The following is a 12030-nucleotide window of genomic DNA, read 5'->3' as shown; positions in this document are numbered from 1 at the left end:
ATTTAATACAGAATGAAGCCAAGGCGGATCGGTGCGGTCCGTCTTTGTTGTATTTTCGCCGTGTGCTTCTATTGTTAAGACTTTATTAGGAAGCTGGGTCTGTATACCTAATGAGAGGAAGCTGCGCGCTCCAATAAGTGAATAAATTAATGTTTGCAGGATAATTAACCTAGAGGTAAAATGAGGAAAAACGAGGCTTGAGAACTAGGTTAAGAGGGGGGCAGCATGATTCAGCAGAGTAGGAAAGTCATTCAGTTATTGGCTGACTGTCAGTATGAAGAAGCGGTTCTTGACCTGGAGCGTATGCTGATGGATAAACAGACGGTAGATACGGCATGGATGGACCAAATACCGGATCTGTATAAACAAAATGCTCCTATGCTGCTGAAGTATCAAGGGGAGCTCTGGCTCCGGCAAGGGAAGCTGAGTCAGGCGGAATCGGTATTTCGCGCTGCCGCGCAAGGATTTGCCACGCAAACGTTTCAGACGATGCTGCTGGATGTGCTGGCGTATTTGGCGGTGCTTCATATGCGTATCGGCCAATGGCTCGAAGCCCGAAGCCTGCTGCTTTTTTTAAACGGCGAATGCAACCGGCGGGGAATGCCGGGTGAGCGGACATGTGCTGCATGCGTTGGCTCTTGGAGCTCATTTACTGCCCGAAGAGGCTCGGTATCCTTCAGCTTTTACGGCAGCATGGAACCGTTTTATTGAGGATGGAGATATTCAGGGAGCGATGCGGCTCGGGCTGGACAGAGTGATGTTCAGAGGCTTTACGCTCGAGGCTTCGGAGCAGGAGCGTATTTTATTATATATGGAACAAAAGGCGAAGCTGGCGCCTGTGTACAAGCCGATGTGGCTGCTGGCATCAGCCGTCTGCCTTAAACGGCGCGGGGAGCTTCAGGAGGCGCTGCTTGCTTTCAAGTCAGTGGAAACGGAGCAGCTGTCGTATGAATACACCTCCAGCTGCTTCATATGGCATCTGGCACTATGCATCCGAGCAGGGGCCTGCGGCACCGGCAGAGTGGCAGTCGCTGGAGCGGATCGTGAATCAGTATGAAACCGATCTGGATGTTCAGTTTCAAGCGGGGGCCGTGCTTTACAAGCGGGCGTCCCTGGATGGAAACCATAAGGAAGCGAAACGCTGGCTGACCAGGCTGAGGGACTGGGAGCAGCTGACTCGTAATCCCATGTATACAGCATGGCTTAAGCAGCTTGGAGAGATGGAGATCGAAGCCAAGCCGGACAACAAACCTTTTGAGAAGAAAGGCTGGACGATCTCCTGCTTCGGTAAAATGAGGTTTGTTCAGGGCAGCACCGAACTGATCGGTCTGAAATGGAAACGAAAAAAGGCATTGGAGCTTTTTGCTTATCTGCTGATCCAGCCAGGGCTTTCCGCTGCCAAGGAACAGGTGATGGAGGCGCTGCTGGGTCCTCCAAATTTGCTGAAGATGAGTAACCAGCTTTATGTTATTGTTCATCAGCTCAAGCAAACGCTGAGGCAGGAGCTGAATATCGATCCGGGCGTATTCGTCAGAGACGGCTGGATTCGGCTAAACGAGGATCTGCTCTACTCGAAAGAGCTGGATCAGTTTTACGCGCTTATCCAAACAGGGGACCGGCTGTGGGAATCGGACAGAGCGATTTCGCTGGAATTGTATGAGCAGGCTGTTCAAATGTACGGCCCGTTTCTTCCGGAGGTCCGTTACACGGACTGGATTCATGAATATAGAGAGCGGATGGATGGAAGACAAGCGGTGATACTTCAGAAGCTGGCGAATCATGCCTTGGAACAGAAGCAGTTCGAGCGCGCGGCGCAATACTTAAGGCGCAAGGTCGAGCTATTCCCTTTGGAGGAGGACGGCTACCGGGAGCTGGTCCGCTTGCTGCATCATGCGGGCGACAAGAAAGAAGCGCGGCGCTGGACGAAGAAATGGGAAAAGGTGCGCAGCGCCGAATCGATTGTTGCGCCGGAGGAAGAGAGCCACGCGTATAAAGGCTGAGGGGTGTAAGGGATGGAATCTTTGGCGGTAAGGGTAGTGCCTTCGGATATTGCACTGGTTGTTGAGTTGAAGGGGGATTTGCTGCAGCAATCGGAGTCCGCCTTGATGAAACTGCGAAGCTGGCGACATGGATTGGGCGGCGGAAAGCGGGCTCTTGTCATTTGCGCGGACGGGGTTCGGCACATGAGCGCCGCCGGGCTAACCGTCCTTATACGTATGGCGCAGGCGGGGGAAGAGGGGGATTACCAAACGTTTGTATGCGGTCTGATTCCGGCATACCGGCGGTTGTTTGAAGTGATGGGATTGACGCGGTTCGTCATGCTGTATCCTGATACGCATGTCGTAATGCAGAGGCTGCTTATGTCCTCCGGCCCGGCTGCGGGGCAAGCTTCGCTATCGTCCTGAATCTGCAGAACTGCAGGCTAAACTAAAGATGAAACGGAAGAATCATCCTTCGAGTGTGCATGGATAATCGTGTATAACCGGACTCATAAATAAGATAAAATCGGACTGTTTTTAAGGGCTGCCGCCCCGGAACAGTCTTTTTGTTATGGACGTTCACAATTTGGACATAATTTTTTAAGCTAATTTTCAGATTTGTTTAATCTCGCTTTATTGTTTCAACTGTATATTGTTGGTGGTTAAGCTGACACAAAAGTGGCAATGGTGGTTAGTAGGTATTTTTTTGTTGCGAATGGAGGTTTGAGGGCGTGCTTGAAGTCAAACAGGTCAGTAAATTGTACGAGAACCAAAGAGGGGTCCACAGCATTGATTTCTCAATGAGCCGCGGGGAAATCGTCGGTTTTCTCGGGCCCAACGGTGCAGGCAAGACGACGACCATGCGGATGATTACCGGATACTTGAATCCAACCGTCGGTTCGATCATAATCGATGGTTTGTCGATGGCCGATCACCCGAAGAGAGCAAGACAGAAGATCGGTTATTTGCCGGAAACGCCTCCGTTGTACCCTGAAATGACGGTGCAGGCCTATCTGGAATTTATCGCCGATTTGCGCGGCGTACCGGTAAGGGAACAAAAGCAGCGCATCGGCGAGGTCATCGAGCGTCTCGGTCTGCAGGGCCGCGAACGCCAGATTATCCGCGGTTTATCCAAAGGCTATAAACAACGGATGGGGCTGGCGCAGGCCATTCTGCATAATCCGGATCTGCTCATATTGGACGAGCCTACATCAGGTCTCGATCCGAAGCAGATCATTGAAATCCGCCAGCTGATTCGTGAGCTGGGTGAGAACCACACTGTGCTGCTGAGCACGCACATCCTGCCTGAAATCAACGCGCTGTGCAACCGCGTGATGATTATCAACCAGGGCCGCATCGTGATGGACGGCCATCCCGATCAGCTGGCCCATTCGATGGGCGAGACGTTCGAGGTCTCGCTCGAGATCAAGGGGCCGCGCCACGATGTACTGGCCGAGCTGCGCGGCATGCCGGAGATCGCGGCCGTGAAGCCGCTGGCGGAAGAGACGGCCGTGCCGATTCCCGCAAGAGCGGAGACTGCATCCGACGCTGCGCTTGATACGCAGCCGGGGCCTGAGGCGTCGGGCAGCCGTGCGGGCGCAGCGGATGCTGCGGCCGACGATACACAGTCGACCGTGAAGGTGCTTGTGACCGCGAAGTGACCGCGCGGACATTCGCGAAGCGATTTTTTACCGGATGGCGGAGCGGAAATATCCGATTGTCGGGATGAAGAAGGAAAGCTTGAGCCTGGAGGACATCTTCCTTAAGCTGACAACCAATGAACCGTCATCGGATACGGCCGGATCCGGTTTAACGGACGACGCAGCAGACGAGACGGAGGAGGTGAACCCGAATGCGTAGAACCTGGGCTATTACGAAGAAAGAGCTGCAAATGTATTTTTACTCGCCGACGTCTTACGTCGCGTTTGCGTTCTTTTTTCTGGTTGTGGGCTATATGTTCAGCTCCAACTTCCTGTACTCGTCGATGATCGACGTCCGGATGGTTTCGAGCCCGGTTAATTTTCTGTACCTGCTCATTATTCCGCTGCTGACGATGCGTCTGGTATCGGATGAGCTGCGGCAGGGCACGGACGAGCTGCTGCTCACCTCGCCGATCAGCATTACCGAAATCGTGATCGGCAAATATTTGGCCGCCGTGGTCGTCCAGCTGCTGCTGGTTGTCGGCTGCCTGCTCTATCCGCTTATTATGAGCTCTTACGGCAAGCTGGATCAGCCGCTGCTGTGGCTTTCCTTCCTCAGCATGTTCCTGATCGGCGCAGCGATGATGGCTGTCGGGCTGTTCGCTTCTTCCTTGTCCTCGCATCAGATGGTGTCGGGTATATTGGGGATTGGCCTGCTTCTGATTCTATGGACGATCGATTGGCTGGGAGATACGGTCGGCGGCAAAATTAAAGATTATTTAGGCATCTTCTCAATTGTCAGCCGCGGCAACAACTTGCAGAAGGGTGTGCTGAATTTTGCGGACGTGCTCTTCTATGTGACGCTGGCTATTGTGTTTATCGTCTTGAGCATACAGGTTTTGGAAAGAAAACGCTGGAGATAAACCGGCTCTAAGGGGGAAAGGCAATTGAACAAGTGGATTCGCGGCACGAACGCGGTCGTGCTCTCGCTTGCGGTGATCGGTATCTTCATCGTCCTGACGATCTTTCTGAATTCCAGCAAGACGATGCAGATCGATTTGACGCAGAACAAGCAGTTCACGTTATCGGACCAAACGGTTCAAACGTTAAAAACACTCGATAAAGACGTGCATATCATCGCCTTTACCAGCTCGCAGACGGACCCGCTCATGAGCCGTCAGGTGTCTGAGCTCGTACAGGAGTACAAGAAACGCAATGGGAAAATCGTATTTGACCAGTACGATATGGAGAAAAATCCCGAGGTTGCCCAGCAGTACGAGGTAGACCCGTCCGGCAGCCTCGTTGTGGAGAGCGGTACGCAGAAGAAATCGATCTACTATTACGACATGTTCCAGCAGGGACAGGATCAAGGCGAGTACAATTTCAGCGGCGAACAGAAGCTGACTCAAGCGCTCGTGAATTTGAATGTGAAGGACAAGACCAAGGTATACTTCCTGTCCGGTCACAGTGAGATCCCTTTGAATCAAATGACGCTATGGCAAAGCGGTCTCGAAGGCGAGAATTACGAAGTTAAAGATTTGAACCTGCTGCGCGAAGGCAAAATTCCGGATGACGCGCAATCTTTGTTCATCATCGGACCGAAAACCGACTTGAGCGATTCGGAAGCTACGGTGATCAAAGATTACTTGAACGGCAAAGGCAAGCTGTATATGGCGCTTGGCTTTGATGAGAATATGACCACCAAGTGGAAAAATATCGACAGCCTGCTTGCGCTCTACGGCGTCCAGGATCAGCATGCGGTAGCCGTTGAGCCGAAGCAGAGCAAGCTTTACAGCCCGCTCACGATTATTCCGGAGTACGGCTCGCATGATATTACGAAGAAGCTTCAGGACTACAACCTGTTAACGCTGATGAACCTGGCGATTTCGCTGAGCTCCCAGCCGGTGGCCGATTATCCGGCGACGTCGATTTTGCAAACGACCGAACAGGCTTATGGCGAGACCGACATCGCGCAGCTCCTGCAGAATAAAACCAATAAGGACGATAAGGACATCAAAGGTCCGCTCAACCTTGGCTATGCCGTTTCCGACAAGGATAACAAGCCGAAGGCGATCGTCCTCGGCGGATCGACCTTCCTGCGGGATGACGTCATCTCGCAGCAGGGGAACCGTGACTTTGCTTTGAACAGCGTAGGCTGGCTGCAGGAGCAAAAGGATCAAGTGACGATCCGACCGCGGGAGAACCCGAAAATGCCGACGGCAGCCATTACCGGCGGTCAAGCGCAAATGATTTTCTATGGCACGGTGCTTCTGTTCCCGTTATTCTTCCTGCTCGTAGGCGGTTCGATCTGGTGGAGGAGGAGAAGAGGATGAAGCGGCTCATTCCCACACTTCTGTTGGTCATCATTTGTATCGGCGGCTTCTGGTATGCTTCCAGCAAGGACTTCTTCAAGGAGAAGACCCCTGAAGCGGCCCCTGTGGCAAAGGTGAAAAACGAAGAGGTAGCGAGCTATTCGGTCTTATCGGATGGATCGGAGCTCGAATTGCAGCAAAAGGACGGCAAATGGACGATGTCCAAGCCGTCTCCGCTTCCATTGAACGATTACAGCGTTACCAGCTGGCTTGATTCGTTCAATATGATCGCAAAGGACAAGATCATCGACCCTGAAGGGAAAGATCTGGCGAAATTCGGACTGGATAAGCCGAAGCAGAAATTTACCGTCAAGCTGACTAACGGCACGGAGCAAACCTTGAGCGTCGGCAATGCCGTACCGGTACAAGGCTACGACTACGCTTTATTCACCGGCTCTCCAGAGGTATTCCGGATCAGCGATTCGACAGTGAAGTCGCTTGCGAAGACGGAGATGGACTTTATGGAAAAAAGCCCGGTGAAATTCGATTATGAACAGATCCGCGGTTTAAGCGTCGATTGGAAGGGCCATAAGTGGAGCTTAACCAAAACCGACGTTGATAAAAAATCGTATGAAGCCAACTGGAAGCTTGGCGACCAGGAGGTCAAGGGAGCCGATTCCAGCAAATATCTGGATAAGCTGCAGTCCCTGGCAACGGAGCAGCCTGTCAAAAAGACGGCCGACGTGAAGCTGGACGCGCCGGAGCTGCGTATCGAGCTCAAAACGGCCGATACTTCAGGTAAGGAAGCGACAACGGCCTATGTCGGCAAGCTGGATGGCGAGCAGGTTTGGATCGCTCAGGAGGGCGGAGAATGGGCCTTTGCGGTTCCGGCTTCTGCCATTCAGGAGCTGTCCGATCTGGATAAGCCGCAGCCGGCGGACACAGCGGCTCCTGCCGCACCGGCGTCTCCGACAGCCCCGGCAGACGGGCAAACGGCTCCTGCTCCGGCAGCGAAGTAACGAATACGTTTTTCTTAACAGCAGAAGCTCATGCCTCGGTGTACAGCGCCGGAGCATGGGCTTTCTTTTTGCTGCGAAGCGATCATCTCCCTTCATGGCTTGTGCAGCGGCAGAAGATAAATAAGACTCATGGATTATTAAGGGAACACTCAGTTTACATTCAGCGGAAATTCATGCCAGTTTAAGATTGTGCCTATATACTTGGAAATGTAAGATCAATTCTAATCAAAAGGTGGAGGAAATAAATGATGAAACCATTCGGCAAAAAAATGATCACAGGTACAATTGCAGCAAGCTTTTTACTTGGAGGCGGACTTGTCGGAAGCTTATACACTCCTCAAGCACAGGCAGCGGACACATCGGCGGCTGTTCAAAATAAATCGACAGAAGCAAAAGGGCAATTCGGCCATCGTCAAGGAGGCTTTGGCTTCAATGGAGGCGGCAAGGTTCTCTCTGAAGCGGCAACCATTTTGGGCGTAGAGCAAAGCGTCATTCAGGATGAGCTGAAAGCCGGCAAAACGCTGGTGCAAATTGCGCAGGACAAAGCTTCCTTAAGTGAAGACGATTTTCTGGCCAAGCTGACGGCAGCGGAAACGGCCGCTATTGATGAGGCGGTGACCGCAGGCAAGCTGACCCAGGAGCAGGCTGACAAGCAGAAGGAAAATTTGGCGGACCGGTTGAAAAAAGAAGTTGAACGCGCAGGTACAGACAAAGGCGGCTTCGGCGGTTTTGGCGGCGGCAAGCAGCAGGGTAAGCAGGGCTTCGGCTTCTTTGGCGGCAATATTCTGAAAGAAACGGCAACTATTCTCGGCGTGGAGGAAAGTGTGATTCAGGACGAGTTGAAGGCGGGTAAGACGTTGTTGCAGGTTGCTCAGGAGAAAGCATCCTTAAGCGAAGACGATTTGCTGGCAAAGCTGTCGGCAGCGGAAACGACCGCTATCGATGAGGCGGTAACGGCAGGCAAGCTGACGCAGGAGCAAGCGGACAAACAAAAAGAAAATTTGGCGGAGCGTCTGAAAAAAGAAGTGGAGAACGCCCGTACCGGTAAAGAGGGACCAAGCGGCCGCGGCGGCTTTGGCGGCGAGCATGGTAAGGGAGGCATGAACGGCGGCTTCTTTGGCAATCAGGAGTCACTGGCTGCGATTCTGGGACTGACGCAGGAGGAGCTTCAAACGCAATTGAAGGACGGCAAATCGCTTGCTGAAATTGCCGAAGCGAAGGGCATTACGAAAGATTCGCTCATCAGCCAGATTAAAGACGGCATGACAGATCAAATTACGAAATGGGTCGACAGCAAAAGAGTACCGCGTCAACACGATCAAGGTACTGCTTCCGATGCAGCATCTGCAGACGCGGCAGCAACCGATGCTGCTAACTAAGTTCCGTAGTAAGCGGTAGGGCCCGCTGCATTAAAACCTTTATGCTCTGCCCGACTGCGTTATTATATCGATCAGCCCCTTGCTGCACTTCGGTGCCAAGGGGCTGATCCTGCTTTTTCGGATGGTTTCTGACCCGCTTTCCGATCGGCAGTCTTGCTTGAAAGCTGCTGCGTTTCAATCCCGTCCAAGCGGTTAAGTATTAGGGAAGGTTCTATCGTTTCAAGAGGAGGGCTGATCCATGCCGTGGAATCATCGCAATTACCCTGTATCTATGAAGAACCTGCAGCCGCGAATCCGAAACAAAGCGGTGGAGATTGCCAACGCTTTACTCGAGGACGGCTACGACGAAGGACGAGCTATCGCCATTGCTACAGCCAAAGCCAAGGAATGGAACGAAGACCATCCTGCTTCCGGCAGTGCAGACCATCACAACAAGTAGAAGGAGCTGATAGGCTATGAGTACTTCCGAAGCGACAGTAAAGCAGACCTTGCCGGCCCAGCATCAGGAGCGGCAGCCTGGGGTAGAAACGGAGATGAAGCCGCAGCCCAAATCCGTCGATAGGCGGTACCGTGGAAGCGGGAAGCTGGAAGGCAAGACGGCTATCATTACAGGAGGGGACAGCGGCATCGGCAAAGCGGCGGCGGTATGTTTTGCGGCAGAGGGCGCTGATATCGCGATTGTCTACCTGGATGAGCGTGAAGATGCCGAGGAGACGAGAAGGCTGATTGAAGCGGAAGGCCGAAGCTGCCTGCTGATCCAGGGCGACGTGGGCGAAGAGGATTTTTGCCGGGATGCCGTCGAGCGTACGATCGGAGCCTATGGAAAGCTGGATATTCTGGTCAATAACGCGGCGGAGCAGCACCCTCAGCCCGGCCTGGAGGACATTACTCAGGAGCAGCTCGAACGGACGTTCCGTACAAATATATTTTCATTCTTCTATATGACGAAGGCGGCCATGCCTCATCTTCAAGAAGGCGCCTCCATTATTAATACTGCATCGATAACAGCCTATAAGGGCAGCCCGACGCTGCTGGACTATTCTTCGACGAAAGGAGCCATTGTTGCTTTTACCCGGTCGCTTTCCATGAATCTGGCGGACAAAGGAATCAGAGTCAACGGCGTGGCGCCAGGCCCGATTTGGACGCCGTTAATTCCGTCAACCTTTGAAGCCGACAAGGTAGCTAAGTTTGGCGCGGATACACCGATGAAACGTCCGGGCCAGCCCGAGGAGCTGGGACCTGCTTATGTATTTCTGGCTTCTGACGATTCCTCGTATATGTCAGGACAATTTTTACACATTAACGGAGGCAGTGTCATTAATGGATAGGAGACTTTACAAATCATGGGCTCCGGACCGTCAAAGGTTCAGGAGTCTTTTTTTGCGGAGAAGTATAGATCCATAAGAAGCTGAAGGATTTTCCTTTTTTAATAAATAGTTTTCCACAAACTGGGCAACCTAACTTTTGTCAAAGAAAGGAGGGTATAACAATGTATACGCAGCAATCACAACTGCAAGGTGCGAACGCGGTTAGCTCTAAGGAGTTGTCCTACATAACCGATTGCTTGAAAAACGAGGAATTGCTGGCCAAAATGGCTTCGGAAGCAATCTCCTGCTGCCATACGCCGCAGCTTAAGCAGAAAATGACGCAAATTGCGCAGGACCGCCTGCAGCACACGGATCAATTGCTAAGAACGCTTCAGCAGCATACGCAGCTTACACATTAATAGACGCATATAAGGAGGTGCAGCAGCATGTATCAATCATCTTACGGCATATCCCAGCAAGGTACCCAGCAGTCCGGCTCCATTCAAGAACAGGACTGGGGCAACCTGGTGCTGTCCGAATTAAAACGGACGGCGCGTGAATATACGACCGCAGCGTTGGAGGCGACGCACCCGGCGATCCGCCAGGCGTTTCAGGCTTTGGCCCAGCATACGATGCAGGACCAGGCCGAGCTGTTCGATGTGCTCTCTCAATTGAACGGCTATGGTTCGGTGAAAATGGCCAATATGCAGGAGGTGCAGCAGGAGCTTCAGCAGCAGGTGCACAAAGCGGAGCAGCTGCAAAACCTGGTGCAGCAAGCGATTCAAAGCGGCCATGCGCAGGCATCGCAAGCCAATGCGTTTCAGCAGTCTTACACGGCCAATACGGCGTTCCAGACTGGCGCCTACCAGCAAGCTCAGCAGCCGATGGGTCAGCAAAGCTTCGGGCAGCAACAAGGCTACGGCCAGCAGCAAGGCTTTGGCTCCGGCGCCGGCAGCCAAGGCTATGGGGGCGGCTCAAGCTACAGCTCTCCTGCGAGCTCCGTGCTGAATCCTAGCTTCAGCGCGAATACGGGCGGCGGGCAATCTGCCGGCTCCTACCGGACGGGCTCGGCTCAGTCTGGTTATGGAGGCAGCCTGACAGGCAGCAGCTACGGGAGCATAGCCTCCAAAAGCTCCACAGAAGCTTTTGGAGACGCAGCGGAGCCTCGCGGCGGCAACAGCTACAATTGGAGCGCAGACAACTCGAATGCGGCAAGAGGCGGCAACAGCTATAACTGGAGTGCCTCCGACGATACGCAAAGCAGCGCAAGCGTCGACGCTTCCGCGGATAAGGCGACAGGACATAACAGCAAGTACATGCTGTAGACACATAGCGCTAACCGATAATACCCTGCCGGGAGTTCCTCCCGCGGGGTATTTGCTTTTTTTCAAGTGACACGGGTCAAAGCAAAGGGGATAAGGGGGTAACAACCTCATTTTTTTGCAGCAATGGCGGCTCTGTCGCGGAGCGTCTCTCTTTGAAAGGGGGGTTAGATTAGTGAATAGAACCCATTTGACACGGTATGCACGGTAGCATAGACTAATTTCATAGGTACCTAACAAAGAACGCATCAGCATGCCTGGAGAAGACCTGTACACCCGGCTCCAGGGGGTGCAGCAGAAGCGGCCGACGGACAACTCCGGCAGCCGTTTTCGTATTGTACAGAGGAGGCTGTAACCTTTGCATTTAGATGTAACGAAATGGAATCATGTGTTTAAACTGGATCCGGACAAGGAACTTTCAGATGAGCTGCTGGAACAGGTGTGCTTATCGGGGACCGATGCGATCCTCGTAGGCGGCTCGACGGGCGTGACCTTTGACAACACGGTCGATCTGATGGCGCGTATTCGCCGGTACGAGGTGCCGTGTGTGCTGGAAATATCGGATCAAGAGGCGATAGCGCCCGGATTTGATCTGTTTTTTATTCCGATGGTTTTGAATGCGCGGGATCCTCGGTGGATCGTCGGCAACCATCAGAAGGCGCTGCGTGAATACGGAGCGATACTGGATTGGAGCCAGGTGCTGACGGAAGGCTACGTTATTCTGAACGGCGAATCCGCTGCGGCAAGGGTAACGCAGGCCGATACGGCTTTGGACGTCAAGGATGTCGAGGCGTATGCGCGGATGGCGGACCGGCTTTTGCGGTGTCCGATCTTTTATATAGAGTACAGCGGTATGTTTGGGGATATGGCTTTGGTTGCTCGTACGCGGGAGCTGGTGCAGTCGGCGCGTATTTTTTACGGAGGCGGCATCGATAGTCCGGAGAAGGCGCGTCAGGCTGCAGAGGCGGCGCATACGGTCGTCGTCGGCAATGCCTTGTACGAACAGCCGGAGCAGGCATTGGCCACTGTTGAGGCGGTGCGTGCCGTAAGGACGGCCGGGCAAGCTTCTTAA

Annotated in this window: 13 protein-coding genes and 1 pseudogene; all 14 read left to right on the top strand. The window is 53.1% G+C overall.

Annotated elements, in window-relative coordinates; translation table 11 throughout:
- The first annotated feature begins 225 nt into the window (after positions 1-225).
- The 14 genes and pseudogenes from ACHHV8_RS35785 to pcrB all read left to right on the top strand — a co-directional run bounded on the left by ACHHV8_RS35785 (position 226) and on the right by pcrB (position 12030).
- Complete coding sequence (locus ACHHV8_RS35785) at positions 226-711, top strand: hypothetical protein (protein WP_395164185.1); 486 nt, start codon at positions 226-228, stop codon at positions 709-711.
- The gene (locus ACHHV8_RS35780; protein ID WP_395164184.1) at positions 608-1057 is read left to right on the top strand and encodes a hypothetical protein; all 450 of its coding nucleotides are present in this window, start codon (positions 608-610) and stop codon (positions 1055-1057) included. The genes ACHHV8_RS35785 and ACHHV8_RS35780 overlap by 104 nt, the downstream gene beginning before the upstream one ends.
- Complete coding sequence (locus tag ACHHV8_RS35775; protein ID WP_395164183.1) at positions 948-2000, top strand: AfsR/SARP family transcriptional regulator; 1053 nt, start codon at positions 948-950, stop codon at positions 1998-2000. The genes ACHHV8_RS35780 and ACHHV8_RS35775 overlap by 110 nt, the downstream gene beginning before the upstream one ends.
- Positions 2001-2012: 12 nt before the next feature.
- Positions 2013-2405, top strand: coding sequence for an STAS domain-containing protein (locus ACHHV8_RS35770; protein WP_395164182.1), 393 nt, complete (start codon positions 2013-2015; stop codon positions 2403-2405).
- 305 nt (positions 2406-2710) lie between these two features.
- Positions 2711-3839 (top strand): annotated as a pseudogene (locus ACHHV8_RS35765) (ABC transporter ATP-binding protein).
- Positions 3832-4542, top strand: coding sequence for an ABC transporter permease subunit (locus ACHHV8_RS35760; protein WP_395164181.1), 711 nt, complete (start codon positions 3832-3834; stop codon positions 4540-4542). Before ACHHV8_RS35765 ends, ACHHV8_RS35760 begins: the two are co-directional and overlap by 8 nt.
- A 24-nt stretch (positions 4543-4566) precedes the next feature.
- Positions 4567-5952, top strand: coding sequence for a GldG family protein (locus ACHHV8_RS35755; RefSeq protein WP_395164180.1), 1386 nt, complete (start codon positions 4567-4569; stop codon positions 5950-5952).
- Positions 5949-6950 carry a DUF4340 domain-containing protein gene (locus ACHHV8_RS35750; RefSeq protein ID WP_395164179.1) on the top strand — a complete coding sequence of 334 codons (1002 nt, stop codon included), beginning with the start codon at positions 5949-5951 and terminating at the stop codon, positions 6948-6950. The genes ACHHV8_RS35755 and ACHHV8_RS35750 overlap by 4 nt, the downstream gene beginning before the upstream one ends.
- A gap of 245 nt (positions 6951-7195) precedes the next feature.
- Positions 7196-8329 (top strand): hypothetical protein, encoded by a 1134-nt coding sequence (locus ACHHV8_RS35745; protein WP_395164178.1) that lies wholly within the window; start codon positions 7196-7198, stop codon positions 8327-8329.
- 238 nt (positions 8330-8567) lie between these two features.
- Positions 8568-8768 (top strand): DUF2188 domain-containing protein, encoded by a 201-nt coding sequence (locus tag ACHHV8_RS35740; protein WP_395164177.1) that lies wholly within the window; start codon positions 8568-8570, stop codon positions 8766-8768.
- A gap of 16 nt (positions 8769-8784) precedes the next feature.
- Entirely contained in the window at positions 8785-9657 is an 873-nt protein-coding gene (locus ACHHV8_RS35735) for an SDR family oxidoreductase (RefSeq protein ID WP_395164176.1), read from the top strand.
- A gap of 161 nt (positions 9658-9818) precedes the next feature.
- Positions 9819-10055, top strand: coding sequence for a hypothetical protein (locus ACHHV8_RS35730; protein WP_395164175.1), 237 nt, complete (start codon positions 9819-9821; stop codon positions 10053-10055).
- Between the two features lie 27 nt (positions 10056-10082).
- Positions 10083-10961 (top strand): spore coat protein, encoded by an 879-nt coding sequence (locus ACHHV8_RS35725; protein ID WP_395164174.1) that lies wholly within the window; start codon positions 10083-10085, stop codon positions 10959-10961.
- A gap of 355 nt (positions 10962-11316) precedes the next feature.
- A complete protein-coding gene (gene pcrB / locus ACHHV8_RS35720; protein ID WP_395164173.1) occupies positions 11317-12030 on the top strand; it encodes a heptaprenylglyceryl phosphate synthase in 714 nt (237 codons plus the stop codon).

Origin of the sequence: Paenibacillus sp. TAB_01, assembly GCF_043945595.1 — a bacterium.
In the GTDB taxonomy this organism is placed as follows: Bacteria; Bacillota; Bacilli; order Paenibacillales; family NBRC-103111; genus Paenibacillus_S.
This window is presented reverse-complemented; position numbering and strand designations above follow the sequence as displayed.